Annotated in this window: 16 protein-coding genes and 1 tRNA gene; 3 read left to right on the forward strand and 14 right to left on the reverse strand. The window is 57.9% G+C overall.

The window, feature by feature from the left end; translation table 11 throughout:
• Nucleotides 1–44 precede the first annotated feature (44 nt).
• From OZX64_RS06105 to OZX64_RS06170, 14 genes are all read right to left on the reverse strand, one after another.
• Nucleotides 45–1,724, reverse strand: coding sequence for an ABC transporter permease (locus OZX64_RS06105; protein ID WP_277172070.1), 1,680 nt, complete (start codon nt 1,722–1,724; stop codon nt 45–47).
• A gap of 3 nt (nt 1,725–1,727) precedes the next feature.
• Complete coding sequence (locus OZX64_RS06110) at nt 1,728–2,780, reverse strand: ABC transporter ATP-binding protein (protein ID WP_277175001.1); 1,053 nt, start codon at nt 2,778–2,780, stop codon at nt 1,728–1,730.
• Between the two features lie 252 nt (nt 2,781–3,032).
• Nucleotides 3,033–3,106: transfer RNA gene (locus OZX64_RS06115), tRNA-Arg, on the reverse strand.
• A 154-nt stretch (nt 3,107–3,260) separates the two neighbouring features.
• Entirely contained in the window at nt 3,261–4,682 is a 1,422-nt protein-coding gene (gene clpX, locus OZX64_RS06120) for an ATP-dependent Clp protease ATP-binding subunit ClpX (protein WP_277172072.1), read from the reverse strand.
• Nucleotides 4,683–4,858: 176 nt separating this feature from the next.
• Nucleotides 4,859–5,530, reverse strand: coding sequence for an ATP-dependent Clp protease proteolytic subunit (locus OZX64_RS06125; protein WP_277157100.1), 672 nt, complete (start codon nt 5,528–5,530; stop codon nt 4,859–4,861).
• 5 nt (nt 5,531–5,535) lie between these two features.
• Complete coding sequence (locus tag OZX64_RS06130; protein ID WP_277157099.1) at nt 5,536–6,159, reverse strand: ATP-dependent Clp protease proteolytic subunit; 624 nt, start codon at nt 6,157–6,159, stop codon at nt 5,536–5,538.
• Nucleotides 6,160–6,211: 52 nt separating this feature from the next.
• Nucleotides 6,212–7,516, reverse strand: coding sequence for a chloride channel protein (locus OZX64_RS06135; protein WP_277172074.1), 1,305 nt, complete (start codon nt 7,514–7,516; stop codon nt 6,212–6,214).
• Between the two features lie 416 nt (nt 7,517–7,932).
• Entirely contained in the window at nt 7,933–9,312 is a 1,380-nt protein-coding gene (tig, locus tag OZX64_RS06140) for a trigger factor (RefSeq protein ID WP_277157098.1), read from the reverse strand.
• A gap of 49 nt (nt 9,313–9,361) precedes the next feature.
• Nucleotides 9,362–10,666, reverse strand: coding sequence for an HRDC domain-containing protein (locus OZX64_RS06145; RefSeq protein ID WP_277172075.1), 1,305 nt, complete (start codon nt 10,664–10,666; stop codon nt 9,362–9,364).
• A gap of 223 nt (nt 10,667–10,889) precedes the next feature.
• Complete coding sequence (locus OZX64_RS06150) at nt 10,890–11,366, reverse strand: ASCH domain-containing protein (protein WP_277172077.1); 477 nt, start codon at nt 11,364–11,366, stop codon at nt 10,890–10,892.
• Between the two features lie 44 nt (nt 11,367–11,410).
• On the reverse strand, nt 11,411–13,465 hold the full coding sequence (locus OZX64_RS06155; protein WP_277175002.1) for a RecQ family ATP-dependent DNA helicase: 2,055 nt from the start codon (nt 13,463–13,465) through the stop codon (nt 11,411–11,413).
• A gap of 219 nt (nt 13,466–13,684) precedes the next feature.
• Nucleotides 13,685–14,308 carry an isochorismatase family protein gene (locus OZX64_RS06160; RefSeq protein WP_277172080.1) on the reverse strand — a complete coding sequence of 208 codons (624 nt, stop codon included), beginning with the start codon at nt 14,306–14,308 and terminating at the stop codon, nt 13,685–13,687.
• 101 nt (nt 14,309–14,409) lie between these two features.
• Nucleotides 14,410–14,919, reverse strand: coding sequence for a PIN domain-containing protein (locus OZX64_RS06165; RefSeq protein ID WP_277172082.1), 510 nt, complete (start codon nt 14,917–14,919; stop codon nt 14,410–14,412).
• A 14-nt stretch (nt 14,920–14,933) separates the two neighbouring features.
• Nucleotides 14,934–15,284 carry a damage-inducible protein J gene (locus OZX64_RS06170; RefSeq protein ID WP_277157093.1) on the reverse strand — a complete coding sequence of 117 codons (351 nt, stop codon included), beginning with the start codon at nt 15,282–15,284 and terminating at the stop codon, nt 14,934–14,936.
• Between the two features lie 323 nt (nt 15,285–15,607).
• Between OZX64_RS06170 and OZX64_RS06175 the strand changes: the two genes are divergently transcribed.
• The 3 genes from OZX64_RS06175 (at nt 15,608) to OZX64_RS06185 (ending at nt 17,396) form a co-directional block, all read left to right on the forward strand.
• Nucleotides 15,608–16,102 (forward strand): hypothetical protein, encoded by a 495-nt coding sequence (locus OZX64_RS06175; protein ID WP_277172085.1) that lies wholly within the window; start codon nt 15,608–15,610, stop codon nt 16,100–16,102.
• Nucleotides 16,089–16,292, forward strand: coding sequence for a helix-turn-helix transcriptional regulator (locus tag OZX64_RS06180; RefSeq protein WP_277172087.1), 204 nt, complete (start codon nt 16,089–16,091; stop codon nt 16,290–16,292). The genes OZX64_RS06175 and OZX64_RS06180 overlap by 14 nt, the downstream gene beginning before the upstream one ends.
• Nucleotides 16,293–16,403: 111 nt before the next feature.
• Complete coding sequence (locus OZX64_RS06185; protein WP_277172089.1) at nt 16,404–17,396, forward strand: NAD(P)-dependent oxidoreductase; 993 nt, start codon at nt 16,404–16,406, stop codon at nt 17,394–17,396.
• Nucleotides 17,397–17,398: the final 2 nt, after the last annotated feature.

The following is a 17,398-nucleotide window of genomic DNA, read 5'->3' on the forward strand; positions in this document are numbered from 1 at the left end:
CAGCTGGACGGTTCGTTATATAGTCGGCTGTCAAAATGCCGGAACTACTGCTGCAAGGAAGCCATGTCATCGAGTGTGGCCAATACTTTCAGCTGGCGTTTGTCAAGCACCCTGCCACCCAGCCACGTGCCGATCATCAGCACCACCACCCCGTCGGCGATGGCGGAAACGCCCAGAATCCAGAAGGGCCAGCCATCTGCAAACGGGAGCAATGCCACCAGGCCGCTGGGCAGCACCAACACAACCACCGATAGCATATACAGCAGGGGCATCACGAATTGCGCCAGCGCACGGCCCTGCGGCGTAGAGAACGGCTTTTCGATTGAAGGCACCGGATAGATCGCCATGCACGACATCACCTCGGCGACCCCGAGACCCGCGAAGGCAAACGCGACACCGAGTCCAAAGAAAACGAACAACTGCTGCCAGCCTTCCGCCCTCCGCCACGCTCCGGTGAAAATCATCAAAACCAGCGCAATCACAGCCAGATAAACCAGCGAAAAGACCGCATACACACGCACCCGGCCACGTCTGTCGTCGCGGCCCTTGAGCCCTGCCAACACCTGCATGGTGAAGCCTTGGCCGTCGTAGGCGAGGCCATTGCTTTCCACGAAATTCATGAACAGTCCGGCCAGGATAAGCGCAGGGAAGGCGGCAAGAGCCTCTCCGCGGGCAGCCAGCAACATGATGACGGCAAAGAGCAGCGGCATGAGCAGGAACATGAACTGACGGGGGTCATGCTTGAAATACGTGACCAGACGCGCCGACACGGCTCCCGACGGCGAATCCGGCATCCAGCCGAACGCCCCGATACCCTTGACCTTGGCGGCATGGTTCTCCTCGCTGCCGGCCATCAGCCGCTCGCATTTAAGGCACCACAGGCCGATGGCGAAGCAGAGCACCCACGTCACCACAAGCACCAGCAAACGAATGAGCAAAGCGCCCCAGGATCCGCTCGCCACATCGAGCGGCAGAGCAAAGGCCGCAGCCAGAGGTGTGAAGGAAAGAGCCATTACCACGCCGGATATCGAGCTCATCGCCCCGGCAATCTGCGTATCGGAAGCAGCGACGATTTTAGCGCTTCCGTCCTCCAGCAGGCTTCCGCTCACTGCGCCGCCGAGCATCGCGGGTATCTCCATAATCGCCAGGAAAATCAGGAATACGACAATATAGAGCACCGTTTGGCCGTGTTTGGTGCGTACCAAGGTGTCGAGCAGCGAATTGACCATACGGCCGAGCATGCAGATGGTGAGGATGGCCAGAGGAGCTGCCACGACCGCCGCTACGACCACTCCCGCGCCGAGCCTGCGGTAGGCCATCGCCCATTCGATAAGCGAAATCATGCCCACAATCGCCGGGATTCCGGCAAGGCTGGCGGCGATAAGGCCGGTCTGCAACGTTTTGTCTTCGATACCGAACAGTGCGAAACGTTTGGCGCTCATCGCGGCTCCGCCCCCAACCAGCATCATCTGAACCATCAGCACCAGAAGGGTCAGGACAGTGCCCAAAAGCACCATGCCGAAACGCATCCCGTCAACTTGAGCGACACCGTTCGGCATATGCGGATCAGGGCCGAACACCCAGGCAAAGGAGCCGACACCGACGATAACCGCCAGACCGATGAAGATAGTCAAGGCGAAATTCACCGCCTGCCAGACCGATTTGCGCATCGTCGCCCACATCAACGCCCACTTCAGACGCACTATGGTTGCAATTTCAGCCATCGTTCACGCCTCCGGGTTGGAATCGACCGTACCGGAAGCGGCTGGGTTAAGACCGACCGGGTTGAGAGAACTCACCGGGTTGAGACCGGCTGGGCGGGGACTGCCCGGGTTAGGAATCACCGGGTTGAGACCGACCGGGTTGGGAGAACCCACCGGCTTAGGACTTATTGGATTAAAACTAGACGAGGTGCCAGCATTATTCATACCGGTAGGTTTGGTCGGACCAAACCTACCAGCCGAATTGGCCGCAGCACCATTGCCGCCGCCGTTGAGCCAATCGAGATGCGCAGCGCTATGGCGCCCGCCAACCAAGTCGAGGAATCGGTCTTCGAGATCTTCCCCAGCCGCGACCTGCGCAACCGTACCAGCCGCTCGAACCCGCCCATGGTCGATGACGGCGACGTGCGTGCACATCTTCTCGACCAGCGCCATGACGTGCGAGGAGATGATGACCGTGCCGCCTGTGGCTGCGTATTCGGCCAACACGTCCTTCAGATTCGCGCTGGAAACGGGATCGACGGATTCGAACGGCTCGTCGAGCACGAGGATTCGTGGGCTGGCAATCATCGCCGTCCCGAGGCAGATCTTCTTGGTCATGCCGGCCGAATAATCCGAAACCATCTTGTCCCCCGCTTCGGCCAAGTCAAAGGCACGCAGCAGGTCGTCGGCACGCTTGGCGACTTCGGCACGCTTCATTCCCCGCAACATGCCCGAATAGACCAGAAGTTGCCGGCCGGTAAGCCGATTGAAGATCTGGTCAGCCTGCGGCATCACACCGATGGAACGTTTGGCACGGTTGACATCGCTCCACACGTCGGCCCCGAGCACACTGATCGCGCCGCCGTCGGGCACCAGAAGCCCGGTGACCATGTTGAGCGTTGTAGTCTTGCCCGCCCCGTTGGGTCCGACCAACCCGTAAAACGAACCGACGGGAATATCCAGCGAAAGGTTGTTGACGGCGGTTTTGTCGCCGAAGCGTTTCGTCAGCCCCCGTATCGACACCGCCACCGGCGTTGTATCGCCAACAAAAGCCGAAGTATAAGCCGCAGCCGACACATCCTCGTTCATTCTCGTCCATCCTTCGCTCACAGCACACGTCTTCGTGCTTTCAAGGATACCGGAAAGCATGTAGATCAGCCATATTCAACGACTATGTCCAATAGTTATCATTGTCGTTTCGTAGTCTTACACCCTCGCTGAGGAGAAAACATCATTACAGGGCTCAACTGCAGCTTTCCCACTGATTCGCAGCATCTGCTCTGAAAACAAAAAATCCGCAGAACCTTTCGATTCCGCGGATGTAATCTGTGCGCACGGCAGGATTCGAACCTGTAACCTGCTGATCCGTAGTCAGCTGCTCTAATCCATTGGGCTACGTGCGCAGTGTCAAGAACCTTGTTTTTGACAACTCATCTAATATAACGTAGGTTGCCGATTCGCGCAAGTATGGCGTGTCGCGTCAAAGTCGTTCGTCATCGCCGGAGCGATGCCTGCCATCCGTTCAAGCGACGTAAGCCACGACGAGACGGCACGGCACTACCCAAGCGCCCGAATCTTGCCCAGACGCAAACGCTCACGCTTGCCATCGTCCGCGGCCACCATCTTCGGCACGTCCTCACCACTGACCGCCGTCTCGTCGACGATGACCTGTTCCACATCGTTCATCTCCGGCAGCTGGAACATCGTCTCCTCCAACGTCTTCTCGATGATCGAACGCAGTCCGCGGGCGCCGGTTCCTTCCCTGATGGCCTTGGCCGCGATGGCGGCAACGGCCTGGTCAGTAAACGTCAGCCTGACGCCGTCGACGGCGAAGAGCTTGCGGTACTGCTTGATCAAGGCATTGGCCGGACGCACGAGAATGTCACGCAGGTTCTGCTCGGTGAGTTCGTCGAGCACGCTGACCACCGGCAGACGCCCGATGAATTCCGGCAACAGACCGAAATCACCCAGATCGTCCGCGTCGACCTGCCGCAACAGATCCGCCCTGCTTTCGTCCCTCTCGTCGAAGGTCGCGGTGAATCCGCTTTCACGCGCCCCGAGCCTCTTGCGCACGATGGCGTCGAGACCGACGAACGCGCCGCCGCAGATGAAGAGAATGTCGCGCGTGTCCATCTTGACGGTGTTCTGGTCGCGGTGCTTGCGCGTGCCCTCGCCTTCCAACGGCACCGAGGCGATAGTGCCTTCCAAAATCTTGAGCAACGCCTGCTGCACGCCTTCACCGCTCACGTCGCGGGTGAGCGAGGCGTTTTCGCCGCTTTTGCGGGCGATCTTGTCAATTTCGTCGATATAGACGATGCCGTGCTGGGCGCGGTCCACATCGCCGTCGGCGGCCTGCAACAGACGCTGCAGCACGCTTTCCACGTCATCGCCGATATAGCCGGCCTCGGTCAGGGTGGTGGCATCGACGATGACGAACGGTACGTTCATCACCCGTGCAAGCGTCTGAGCCAGGTAGGTTTTGCCGACACCGGTCGGCCCGAGCAGAAGGATATTGGATTTGGCCACCTGCACGTCCGCAAGCGAATCGGCCCCCTGCTTGCCGGAACGTCTGTCGGCACTTGCCTTGGCGGCTCCGGCGGCTCCGGATTTCCGTGACGCGCCCGATGCGGCAGCGGCCATACCCATGCCGGCCCCGGAACCATGAGCGCCCTCGCCCATCTCCATGTTGACACGTTTGTAATGGTTGTAGACGGCCACGGAAAGGGTGCGCTTGGCCTGCGGCTGGCCGACCACGTACTGGTCGAGATAGGCATAGATCTCGGAGGGCTTGGGAAGGTTCAGCGCGTTGATCTTGACGTCCTGGTCGTTGTCGTCGTTGATGAGCTCGACACATTGGGCGATGCACTCGTCGCAGATCGCCGCGCCCTGACCGGTGACGAGCTTACGTACCTGTCGCTCGCTTTTGCCACAGAATCCGCAGCGCGGGACGGAGTCGTTGTAATCCACTACGTCGCCCATGCCTTCTCCTTACCGCGTCACGCACGCTTCATTCGGCTTTATCCAGATGCAGAGCCGTCTGCCACCGCTCTCTTCAACGGCAGCGATACCAGTTACGACGATACCCCTCACGCGCGAACGCAAGGGGTACCGTTCCTGTTTTTACGTCAACCTACACGACGAATCGCACCATGGCGCTACTTACGATTGGTGAGCACCTCGTCGACCATGCCGTATTCCTTGGCCTCCGGTGCCGTCAAGAAGGTATCGACCTCGATGTCTTTGCGGATGCGCTCGGCGGACTGGCCGGTGTGTTTGGCCAGCGTGTTCTCAAGCCATTCACGCATACGCAGCATCTCCTTGGCCTGAATCTCGATCTCGGTGGCCTTGCCGGCGCCCTGATCGATGGCAGGCTGATGAATGAGCACACGCGCGTTGGGCAGCATCAGGCGCTTGCCCTTGGTGCCGGCGGCAAGAATGACGGCTGCGGCGGACGCGGCCTGCCCGAGGCAGACGGTCTGCACGTCCGGCTTAATGTATTGCATAGTGTCGTAGATGGCCGTCATCGCGGTCATCGAACCACCGGGCGAATTGATGTACATCATCACGTCGCGGTTCGGATCCTGGCTTTCCAGAACGAGCAGCTGTGCCATGATGTCATCGGCCGAGGTGTCGTCGACCTGCACGCCCATGAAGATGATGCGATCCTCAAAAAGACGGCTGTACGCGTCCTGAGTCTTCATGCCATACGGCGTCTTCTCGCTGAACTGCGGCATCACATAACGGTTCTGCGGGGCAAACCCGGCCACACCACGAGGGCCGGCGAGTCGCTCGGCACGAGCCACGAACTTCGCTTCTTCACTTGCCATATTGTTCACTCCCCTGCCTTCGCCGTACGCATGCTGCCCGGCGTGGTCACGATCTTGTCGAAGAATCCGTAATCCAACGCCTGCTGGGCGGTGAACCAGTGGTCGTATTCATTATCGCGGTAGATCTCTTCCAGCGTATGGCCGGTCTGGTCGGCGGTGAGCTGCGACATGGTCTTCTTCATATCCATGATCAGCTCGGCGTTGATGCGTACGTCGGTGGCCGTGCCGCCGATACCACCCGAAGGCTGATGCATCAGGATACGCGTATGGCTGGTAGCGAAACGCTTGCCTTTAGTACCGCTGGAAAGCAGGAACTGGGCCATGGAAGCCGCCATGCCGACGGCCACGGTGGCCACGTCGGGTTCAATCAACTGCATGGTGTCGTAGATGGCCATGCCCGCGGTGACCGAGCCGCCGGGCGAGTTGATGTAGAGCCAGATATCCTTCTTCGGATCCTCGGCCGCAAGCATCAGCATCTGTGCGCAAATGACGTTGGCATTGGAATCCTTGACCTCGTCGCCAAGCCAGATGATGCGTTCCTTGAGCAACCTATTGAAAATCGGATCCGTCATGGCGGGGGCCGAATCCCCCTCATCCATCGACGGCATTGATGTCAGCAATCCTGCCACCGTATCTCCTTGATATTCACGTGTTTATTACCGTTAACGATATTACCCGCACTTATACGACACTTCTTCTCGTTTTGCGCTCAGCGCTGGAAACACGGTGTTTCAGGGCGTCCAGGAAGGTCTTGGAAACCAATGCCGAGACCGCGACGCCGATACCCACCGGCACGAAAAACGCCATCGGCGCACGGGTCAGCTCCATCACCAGACACATCGCCATCAGCGGAGCCTGTTGAGACGCCGCCAACAGCGCGGTAGCCCCCACGAGAGCGCATGCGGTGATCGTGTCATGCGGACTGATCAATATCCATGCGAAACCAAGCAACGCACCGAGGGTGGCGCCCAGAGAGATACCAGGTTGCAAGACGCCACCGGATGCACCTGCACGGATGGTACCCAGCGTCAGCACGGCTTTCGCGACCAACAAGGCCAGCAGAACCGGTATCAGACTGCCGGCCTTGCCTGCCACAGCGGCAAAAGCATACTGTGCCACCGAGCGACCGTTGCCCATGATCTGCGGCAGCCATATCGCAACGACACCCGTCGCCAGAGCGGCCAACGGCATCATCCAGAGAATGCCCGCACCTTTGGGTTTGTTTCCTTCGGCCCACTGCGAGCCCTTGCGAAACATCGCTCCGGCAAAGCCGCAGACCACACCGGCGAGCACAGCAAAGAGAGACAGTGTCCATGTCGGCACCACAGTCTTGCCCATCGCGGCCATGCCGTAGAACGTGTCACGTCCGCGAATCAAAGAGGCGACATAGGCCGAAACCACCGAAGTGCCCAGAGCCATGCCGACGGTCTCGATGCCGACATCGGCCAAAAGAATCTCAATGGCAAAGAACGCGCCGGCGAGCGGAGCATCATAGACTCCGGCAAGTCCGGCTGCGGCCGCACAGCCCACGACCATCGTCCGGTCCTTTGCGTCCAAATGAAAAAGACCGGAGAAGCGTTGACCCAGCATCGCCCCGAACTCGCGTGGGGCCACCTCGCGGCCGACCGACGAACCGGCGCCGACAATGAAAATCTGAAGCAGCACATGCACCGTGGTCTGCCAAGCCGGCATACGCTCACCCGCGACGGCCTTCTTGACCGACGGCACCTTGGTGGTCCTGGCGCGCAACAGCCACCAGACGAATGCGGCGAACACAGATCCGGCCACGACCGAGGCGACGCGCCGCCACGGCACAACCTGATAAGGGCTTGGATCAAGAGGGTTCTCGACGTATCCGAGCATCAGCCGTTCGACGCCACTGAGCATGACGCCGAGCAGCCCGGAGCTCACGCCGACGACACCGCCCAGCAGGAAAACCGTCGCTAAAGCCCAAATCTTACGACGACGCCCGTCAATCATTCTCATCGACGTTCCTCTCCAATACCATCACCTCTGTTGCGGGTTTAATCCCGTATCCAATTCTTGAGTAGGCAAATTAATCTGACGTAATGGTAGCAAACATCATCTCGGGGACATCCTAAACGGTCATTACAAACAATTCCTCAAGATTTCATCATGTTGGTGCCACCAAGTTACCCTTTTTATTAAGAATCGAGTCGCAATCTTCAAAAAACCAGCGTCTTGGTGCACCAAGATGGCCTTTAATCAGCAAATCAAGACCTAATCTTCAAAAAATGGGGTTCTTGGTGTCACCAAGAGCAATAAAATGACGAGATTATCTTTAACTTTGTAAAAACATATCTGAAGAAAATATGAAAATGTGGGGTGTGGAAGAATTCTTCCACACCCCACATCAGACAGTCAAATCAGACGGTAAAGACTCACTCGGCCTTGTCGTGGTCGCTGAGCTCGTCGGCTACGGCTGCAGCGGCGGACGCGGCCTCGACGCTTTCGTTCTCTTCGGCATCCTCGGCGACTTCATCATCACCAAGGAACGGGGTCAGATCGAGATCCTTGCCGTCGCAGGTGAACTTGACAGCGCGCATCCCGGCCAAGAGGCCCTTGGAACGGCCGACTTCCTGAACGGCAGAGCCGAGCTGGCCGTTCTGGACGATCGCGTTGATGAAAGCGCTCGGATCCATGCCGTACTGCTGGGCGATGGAGGCGAGGAAGTTCGTGACATCCATCTGGGAGACCTTGACGTCGAGCTGCTCGGCCAGGGTATCGAGCACGATCTGGTCCTTGAGCTCCTTGTCGGTGGCCTCTTCGGCTTCCTTCTTCTGGTCCTTGGTAGCCTTCTTCGGATCGGCAGTGACCTGCTTCAAGTGATCTTCGATCATCTCGTCACGAACGCCCTTGGGCAGCGGGATCTCCACGTCCTTCTTCAGGGCGTCGAGGAACGCATCGCGAGCCTCGTTGGCCTGCTTGCCTTCGCCGTCACGCTCGCACTGCTTCTTGATGTCGGCCTTGAGCTCGTCAAGGGTGTCGAACTCGGAGGCTTCCTGGGCGAAGTCATCGTCGAGCTCCGGCAGCTCTTCGGTCTTGACAGAATTGACCTTGACCTTGATCTGAGCCTTCTCGCCTTCATGGTCGCCGCTTTCCAGCGTACCTTCGAAGGTGGTCTCCTCGCCTGCGGACAGGCCGTCGAGCGCTTCGTCGATGCCGTCGAGCAGCTTGCCGCTGCCGAGCTCATAGCTCACGCCTTCCTGGGAATCGACGTCTTCGCCGTCAATGGAGGCGGTGAGGTCGATATTGGCGAAATCACCCTTCTTAGCCGGGCGATCGACGCCCACGAGGGTGCCGAAACGCTGACGAAGGTTGTCGAGGCGCTTGTCGACGTCCTCATCGGTGACCTCGGCCTTGGCAACGTCGAGGGTCATGCCGTCGAGCTTCGGCAGCTCGATTTCCGGGCGGCGCTCGACGGTGGCGATGAACTTCACCTTGGTGTCGTCCTTCTCGCTGGTCGGCAATTCCTTGACATCGAGCTCGGGCTGGGCCATCGGGCGAATCTTCTTCTCCTCGAGGGCCTTGGAGTAGAGCTCCGGGACGGCACTGTTGACGGCTTCACCGGCGACGGCGCCGAAACCGACGCGCTGGTCGATGATCTTTCCGGGCACATGGCCCTTGCGGAAGCCCGGGACGCTGATCTGCTTGGCGATCTCCTTGCGGGCCTGATCAAGATAGGGGTCGAACTCTTCCGGGTCGACGGTGACGGTGAGCTTCACCTTGGTGGGCTCGAGATTCCTCACGCTGATTTTCACGCTAGTGCTCCTGACGATTATTCCAACTACTTCTGCCTTTAGGCAACCCTCATATGATAACGCGACTTACGGACTCGGAAATAAGCGCAATCTGCCATTCGCGCGCCCCTTGCTCACGCAGAAATTCGGGAATATCGAGCTCGGCCGCATCGTCACGCCAGCATAGGTTGCGGATGATCTGCGGCTTGATGACCACGTCGTGCGGGGTCCTGGTATCCTGGGCGATCTGGGCGATGACCGCACGCACCCTCTTGAGACGAGCGAACCGTTCCGGCTGATGCGCAGACCAGTATTTCATGGAACGCGGCGCATTGGCCTGCGGCTCCTGGGACGGCGTGGGCGGCTCCGGCCAGTCCTTCGGCTTCAATTTCAGAGCATCCTGGATGGTATCTTTCCACACGCTGGGCTTGATGGAACGCTGAATCGGAGCGTAGCGCTCGAACATCTTGTCCTGCTCATTGCCCATGTGAATACGCACCCGCTCGTTCAAGCTGCGGATGGCACGGAACTGGCGGGCATTGTGCGGCTTCTTCTGGGCGGCCTCGATAATGGCGGCATCGCTTAGCAGCAGAGTCGGCGCGATATCGTGCTGACGCGCAAGCTGGTCGCGCTTCTCCCAGAGTGCCTTGGCTACGGCCTGACCGCGCCTGTCGTGGCCGAGCACGGTGAAATGGGAGATGCGCATCCATGGCACCGGGTGCTTGTGCTGAGGACCGATTCCCTCCTCAAGGGCATGGCTGAATTCCTCATCGGCCCATTGTGCTTTGCCGGCCTTTTTCAAGTCGTCTCGCATTCTCTGCTCGAGTTCGATAAGAAGCTCGACGTCAAGAGCGGCGTAATTGCGCCAGTCGCGCGGCAGCGGACGATACGACCAGTCGGCTGCGGAATGTTCCTTGGCCAGTGTGATACCGAGATAGTGTGCAGTGACCGCAGCCAAGCCGAACCGTTTGAGGCCGAGCAGCCTTGCGGCGATTTCGGTATCGAAAAGATCGTGGACTTTCATGCCCAGGTCGGTGAAACCGGGAAGATCCTGCAACGAGTCATGGATGATCCATGTGGCGTCGCCGACCGCACGATTGAATTCTTCCCAGTCCGCACCCACTTCATTGAGGGCCATCGGATCGAACAGGACGATGCCGGAACCGGTGCGTTTGAACTGCACCAGCCAGTCTTCGTGGCCATAGCGATAGCCCGAGGCACGTTCGGCGTCGGCAGCCAGCGAGCCACTACCCGCCGCCAACCTGTCGCAGGCCTCATGAAACCCGTCGATCGTATCGGTGACCTCGGGAACGCCCTCTCGTGGCTCCTCCTGCAATCGTGGCTCGCTCGACAACCGAACTCCTACTCCGTCCATCGCAACGTTCCGTCATCACGTTTTCACGCACGAGTAGCGGGATGACCATCCGGTGGACACTGCTCTACATTAAATCCGGCGTCCACCATATCGCGAGCCTTGGGCAGCGGCGGCAGCCCCTACACCGATTCATCCTTGAGACGGCGGCACATCCTCTCTCTTGATCGGCTGTCCCCTTTCTTCCTTTCCTTGAGTGGCAAGGCACGAAACGTCTTCCTTCTGCTCACAGCCGTCTGATCACGCGGAAGCGTTCACAAACGACTTCGGTATCATCATCGACCGCAAACGTATCGTCTCCTATCTCCTGGCGAAATTCCGGGCTTTCCCAAAACTGTGCATGGGCCTTACGCCATGCTGCAACATCGTCACATCCTTCGCCTTCGCCGCGAGCATGTTCATCGGTGATATCGCGGATGTTGCAGACCGTGACTTCCTCCAACCGGGTGATGCACACCGCTTTGTCGTCGGAGTCGAGCACCACAGCCAGTTTCCCGACCTGGGGCAGCGGCTCATGGTCATGCTGGTATTCGACAAGCAATGAAGTTGTCCTGGTTTTACGCCCGTCGAGAATCGCTTCAACCAGACGATCACGCAAAGGACCGGGAAAACCGTACTCATCGCGGTCAAGGGCGCTCACATCGATGGCGTCGATTCCCGCTTCGGCATTGTGATCATTGTCCGTTTCCCTATTAGTCGTCATTGTCGTTCTCCTTTTCAGTCATTTTCCGATTCGCGCAACCGCACCTACTGCGAGCGCACCACGTCCATGAAACGGGGGCCATAAAGCCGCAGCTTGTTGTCGCCCACACCATTGACGGCGAGGAACTGTGCGTCGGTGACAGGCTTGATGCGAGCCATGTCGCGCAGGGTTTTGTCGGAGAAGACGATGTAAGGCGGTTTGCCGATCTCCTGAGCGATGGTGCGGCGCAGCTCGCGGAATTTCTGGAAGAGCGCCTCGTCCTCTTCGGTGGGTTCGTAATCGCTGAAAGACCCGGTTGCAAAACCAGAGCCACCAGCACCGTTAGCCGTATCATCGGCATCGTAGGAGCCGAAAGCGGCACCGGATGAGGCGAGCGACGCTTTTTTGCGCGCAATCCGCTTGATTTCATAGTGAAAATCAGGACTGACGGTTTCCGCCGCACGAGCTCCGAAACGAACAACCGGCAGTCTGCCTTCCGATATGAACAGGTATCCATCGGTGGCCATCTGGTTGATGACATCGCGGATCCGAGCATCCGGCACGTCGTGCAAAGCCCCATAGCTCGGCACCTGATCCAGGCGTCGGCTGATGAGATCCTGAGCTTTCGAACCTCGTAGCACCGAGACGATCTTGCCCATACCGAAGCCCTGGTTCAGGTCGTGGACGCAACGACTGACAGCGCGGGCCACGTCGGAGACGTCGATGGTCTCGAAGGTGCTTTCGCAATTGGCGCAGTTGCCGCATTTGAACGATTCACTATCGATATGCACATCCCGCTTTTGGCCGTTTTCCAACGTTGTGTCATCACTCGCGGCAATCCCGGAATCGATTCGGCCGCAATTCGCATCGACTCGTTCACGGCCTTCGGTTCCAGTACTGTTCGCGGAATCGACACTGCCGGGATCGGCGAAATAGCGCATGATATAGCGGTGCAGACATTCGGTGGTGCGGCAGTAGCCGATCATCGCGTTCAACAGACGCCGATGGCTCTGCCGAACGATTTCCTGCTCTTCCGGGCTCATGCGTTCGTTGTCGGAATCCATATCCAGCAACCTGCGGCGGGTGACGATGTCGGATTCGTTCCACAGCAGCGTGCAACGCCCCGGTTCGCCGTCCCTGCCGGCTCGTCCGGCCTCCTGATAATAGGCTTCGATGCTTTCCGGCATGTTGTGATGAATGACATAACGCACATTCGACTTGTCGATGCCCATGCCGAAGGCGTTGGTGGCCACCACCACCGGCACCCGGTCGGTGACGAAATCGCGCTGCGCCGCCTCGCGCGCCTCGGCCGACATGCCACCGTGATAGGCGGCGGCGCCGATACCGTGACGGTTCAGCACATCGGCAAGCGCCTCGGTCTCCTTGCGGGTGGCGCAGTAGACGATGCCTGATTCGTCGGGATGCTTGGCTGCATAGTCGGTGATCCACACGTTCTTGCGTTTGGTCGGCATATTGATGATGTCGAAATACAGGTTCGGCCGGTCGAAGCCCGTAACCGTGACCTTGGGGGCTTTCAGCCGTAGCAGACGAACGATATCACGCCGTACTTTTTGCGTCGCTGTCGCGGTGAACGCGGCGACGGTCGGACGCACCGGGAGCGAGTCGATGAATTCGCCGATGCCCAGATATGACGAGCGGAAATCCTGCCCCCATTGCGAGACGCAATGCGCTTCATCCACCGTTATCAACGAAATCCTGACCTGCGCGGCGAAGCTGCGAAAACGCCCTGTTTCCAAACGTTCGGGAGCGACGTACAGCATCTTCACCTCTCCACGTTTGGCCTGGGCGAAAACCATGGATTGCTCGTCGCTTTCCTGTGTGGTGTTGATGAACGCCGCCTTGATGCCTGCATCGTTCAGGGCATCCACCTGATCGCGCATCAGCGAGATCAACGGGGAGATGACGATGGTAAGCCCCGGCAGCATCGTGGCCGGCACCTGATAGCAGATGGATTTGCCGGCCCCTGTCGGCATAACCCCTAAGACGTCATGGCCGGCAAGAATGGCATCGACCAGATCAGCCTGTCCCTCACGGAACGAATCGTAACCGAAATAGCGCTTCAGCGCCGCATGCGCATCGTCTTGGCCGAACTTCGGCATATCCACGGTCGGCTTGGCCGCAGACACACTCGCAGCGTCCCCCTGCATATCCCGAAGATGCATCGCCCATGCCTCGTCCTCTTCGCGCGAATCCGCATCCTGCACCGGCCACTGTGCTTCATCATCAGCAGGTGCGAAACGCTCACCCCCAGCCGGGTACCCGCCCTCGGTCATACCAATCCACATCCTTCTCTTCGCCGTCATTCCAACGCGCAACAATCAGCCGGCAAGTCCATCCTCAAGTTCGACCCCGGCCTCGCGCATCGCCTTACGCGCGCTCACACCCTGGTCCTCGCTGACCGGTTCGGTCATATCCTCAAAGACAGTGACGGAATATCCCAGCTTTTTGGCATCGATCGCGGTCTCCTTGACACAATGCGATTCGGCCAGGCCGACCACATCGACATGGTCGACACCCGCGTCTTTGAAGCCTTGCGCCAGCGTTTTGCCGTCTTTCTGCAGGGCCGCGAACTCCTCGCGGGTCTGCACGCGCTCGGTGTTGTCTTCGATGCCTTCGAAGCCGGAATATGCCGAGGCGTATTGGCCTTTCTTGAAATGATGCTTGAGGCCGAGTGCGGCGATCTGCGGCATCAGACCGGCGTTCGGCGTGCCGGCCACCCCGTGCTTCGGCCACGAATCCACGAAATCCGGATGGTCGGAGAAATGCGAACCCGGTTCGATATGCCAATCCTGCGTGGTGGCGATATAGGTGTAATCGTCGCCATGCGCCTTCACATATTTGCCGATGCGATCGGCCACAGCCGTGCCGCCTTCGACCCCGAGCTCCCCGCCTTCACAGAACGTAGGCTGCACGTCCACGATAATCAATGCCTTACCACTCATATCGACTCCAACCTCTACTCGAATCCAGATGATTTCCGGATTCCATAACCAACATTACAAAGAATGCCCCACTTGCCCAGCCAAAGGCGGATCGCTCAAATTCAACTCTCGGATTCGTTAGCATCAATCCGCTTCAGCGCGTCCTCGACGCTGACGCACAGATCCGGAAAGTGCCTGATCATGTCCTGATCACCGGTCACCACCATGTCGGCGTTGGCCTGACGCGAGGCGGCGATAATCAGGTCGTCTTCGTAGTCGGGATGAACCTCCCATAGTTTGAGAGCATTCTTACAGGTCGCTTGATCGACCGCAACGACCATCGCAATAATCTTCAATAAATCATCAACGCAATGCCAACCGAACTTAGGAGCAATATTGGAAACCGTAGCCTGCACCACCACAGATTCGCTGTTTGCAAATTGTTTTTTGAACGACGACCTCGAGATATAGTCGACATCCTTCAGAGAAAGAGATATACAAAGCACCTTAATCATATCCGAATCCAAACAGGCACGAAGAAGTTGCATCGCGTTCGCGTTACCAAGTCGCCAGCCAAGAAGATAGTCCAGCAGCACATTCGTATCGAAAACCACTCGTTTTTCTTCAATCATTATCGTCACCTCTCTTATTTATGTGCATATTCATCGACTAAATCTTCATAGGCAGCGTCTCGCATTTCCTTATAAGACATATTCGCCCAAGGATGCTGACCGTCATCGGATAAACCGGCCTCTTTCAAGGTCCGTGACCACAAAGTCGCCCCATCCTCTATCGCCTTGAGCCTGCGTTGCTTTTCAGCTTCCCTATCCGCCTTTTCCGCTTTGGTTTGCAAATCCGGAGTATCGCCATAATCCTTGATGAAATCCCACAGCTCGCGGATCACGGAACTCGGGGTCTTTCCCTTACGCTTGAGTATCTCGTCGACGTCGTCCTTCACGTCGGCATCGATGCGGACGTTCATTTGCACCATCGACATAGTCTCCCCTTACCTCGTATCCACCAACGTTAACTGCTATACAATATAGCTTACTGTACAACAGAACAACAGTCAAACCGGTGCTGGAAATCTTGCCCTACCCGGTTTAAACGAACGTTTACCAGCAACAGCACTATTGGAAACCTTCCCAAGGGACAAGCTAATCTTTCGCCGGCAACACATCAGTGGTCGAAATCAGCAGCCGAGCCGCGAACCGTCGACAAAAACCGAATCACCAATGTGATATATTTGCAACATAGTGATAAATACATCACTTTATTTGCAGCCAAGAACGGCCCATAACCGCCGGAAAGGAACCGAAGATGCCAACGCTGTCACATCGTTTCAATCCCAAAAGCTGGTCGCTGAACCAGATACGCAAAGCTCAATTCACCTGCATGCTCGCAGCCTCTATCATCTCACTTCCCGCAGTGTTCTTTCCCGACACTTGGATCTGGCAGCATTTTCTGTGCATGGTTGGTTTCATCGTTCTGTCAGGAATCGATGCCGCTCTCAACAAACTCATTTCACGCGGCCCGAACGGCATGCTCACCATGGGATTGAACGATTCTGCGGAAAACAGATTGAAAGACGAGAGCGCACTGCTCCATGAGAATCAGGCGAATACCATATCCGTTTTTATCCTGTTCTTAGTGCTCATCTGCATCGCCATGATCAACCAATTCGTGTTGGGCAATTGGCTGCGTTTCAACGTTTACCTCTTGCTTTTCCTTGTCTCATTGATGTCGACGTTGCAGCTAGGATGTTATCTCTATCTCGAACACCGAGACCTGAAGGCCGCCGATGCCAAGGCTTAACACCACACTCAAGCAGGTCCGGCAGCGCAACGGCATGACGCAGTCAGAACTTGCCACGCTGGTCGGCGTACGACGGGAGACCATCATCCGGCTGGAAGCAGGCGCGTACAACCCCTCGCTCAAACTGGCACTCGACATCGCCCACGTCTTCGACACCACAGTCGAAAAACTATTCTCTTTCGACGAATGAACCACGCCAATGAACCTGTATGTAACGCGCGACGATAACAAACCTTCAGTATTATTCAGGCACCGATAGCGTCCGTTCCCATAGGTCAGAGGCGGAATTATCCTTATTAGTATGAACTACCGCGAAACCCAATCCGAACGTACCGATCTGCCTCTGGTCGTCATCCCCTCGATGTTCGCGGCCATGTACCAGCCAATCGCCACAAGCATGCGCATCCTGCGCAACGTCGCCCGCGTGCGCATGTACCGCGATTTCAATATCGAGCCAGAAACCATCGTCGAACGCTGCAAAGATGCCGATATCGTCGTGGTCATCGGCTTCCACGTTACCGGCAAGCTGCTCGAGGAGCTAGGTGGCCACGTACGTTGCTTCGTCTTCGGAGGCACTGGCGTCTCCAATTTCATCGACCTGAAACGTACGAGGGAACTGGGTATCCGCGTCTGCAACACCGTCCATTACGGCGACGAGACGGTTGCGGAATATACGTTTGCGCTGATTTTCGAACTCGCACGTTCCATCGGCGCCATGGACCGCAACATCCGAGACGGCAACTGGAGCGGGCTGGAAGGCACCTCGCTCAGGGACAAGACCATCGGGCTCATCGGCTTCGGCGGCATCGGCCAGACCGTGGCCCGTATCGCCGACGGTTTCGGCATGCACACCTTGGTCTGGAACTCGCACGTCAACGCCGCCACCGCCCGTTCTTTGAGGGCGACCCGCATCGACAGCATCGGCGAACTTATGGCACATTCGGATATCGTGAGCCTCCATCTGCCGCTGAACGACGAGACGCAAAGGGTGGTGAGCGCCGCTGACCTGGACCAGCTCAAGCCAGGCAGCTACTTCATCAATACGGCACGAGCGGAGCTCATCGAGCCAGGAGCACTGGTCAACCGACTCAAGCGCGGCGATATCAAGGCCGCCATCGACGTCTACGACAAAGAGCCGTTGCCCGCGGACGATCCGCTGCGTTCTGTTCCCGGCACCATTCTTACCCCGCATGTCGCCTGGCGAGCCGATGACGCATATCGCGATCTTTCCCGCCAACTCGCCCGTTCGATTCTCGCCTTCTGCAACGGCGATCGCTTCAACGTGGTGGAATAAAC

This window comes from Bifidobacterium sp. ESL0704, assembly GCF_029392075.1.
In the GTDB taxonomy this organism is placed as follows: Bacteria; Actinomycetota; Actinomycetes; order Actinomycetales; family Bifidobacteriaceae; genus Bifidobacterium.

What these genes read in the sequence shown, in the direction of transcription:
- OZX64_RS06105 (WP_277172070.1), bottom strand. Translation starts at nt 1,724, where the DNA reads ATGGCTGAAATTGCAACCATAGTGCGTCTGAAGTGGGCGTTGATGTGG.
- clpX (WP_277172072.1), bottom strand. Translation starts at nt 4,682, where the DNA reads ATGGGCGACGTAGTGGATTACAACGACTCCGTCCCGCGCTGCGGATTC.
- OZX64_RS06125 (WP_277157100.1), bottom strand. Translation starts at nt 5,530, where the DNA reads ATGGCAAGTGAAGAAGCGAAGTTCGTGGCTCGTGCCGAGCGACTCGCC.
- OZX64_RS06135 (WP_277172074.1), bottom strand. Translation starts at nt 7,516, where the DNA reads ATGAGAATGATTGACGGGCGTCGTCGTAAGATTTGGGCTTTAGCGACG.
- OZX64_RS06145 (WP_277172075.1), bottom strand. Translation starts at nt 10,666, where the DNA reads ATGGACGGAGTAGGAGTTCGGTTGTCGAGCGAGCCACGATTGCAGGAG.
- OZX64_RS06150 (WP_277172077.1), bottom strand. Translation starts at nt 11,366, where the DNA reads ATGACGACTAATAGGGAAACGGACAATGATCACAATGCCGAAGCGGGA.
- OZX64_RS06155 (WP_277175002.1), bottom strand. Translation starts at nt 13,465, where the DNA reads ATGCCGAAGTTCGGCCAAGACGATGCGCATGCGGCGCTGAAGCGCTAT.
- OZX64_RS06160 (WP_277172080.1), bottom strand. Translation starts at nt 14,308, where the DNA reads ATGAGTGGTAAGGCATTGATTATCGTGGACGTGCAGCCTACGTTCTGT.
- OZX64_RS06165 (WP_277172082.1), bottom strand. Translation starts at nt 14,919, where the DNA reads ATGATTGAAGAAAAACGAGTGGTTTTCGATACGAATGTGCTGCTGGAC.
- OZX64_RS06170 (WP_277157093.1), bottom strand. Translation starts at nt 15,284, where the DNA reads ATGTCGATGGTGCAAATGAACGTCCGCATCGATGCCGACGTGAAGGAC.
- OZX64_RS06175 (WP_277172085.1), top strand. Translation starts at nt 15,608, where the DNA reads ATGCCAACGCTGTCACATCGTTTCAATCCCAAAAGCTGGTCGCTGAAC.
- OZX64_RS06180 (WP_277172087.1), top strand. Translation starts at nt 16,089, where the DNA reads ATGCCAAGGCTTAACACCACACTCAAGCAGGTCCGGCAGCGCAACGGC.
- OZX64_RS06185 (WP_277172089.1), top strand. Translation starts at nt 16,404, where the DNA reads ATGAACTACCGCGAAACCCAATCCGAACGTACCGATCTGCCTCTGGTC.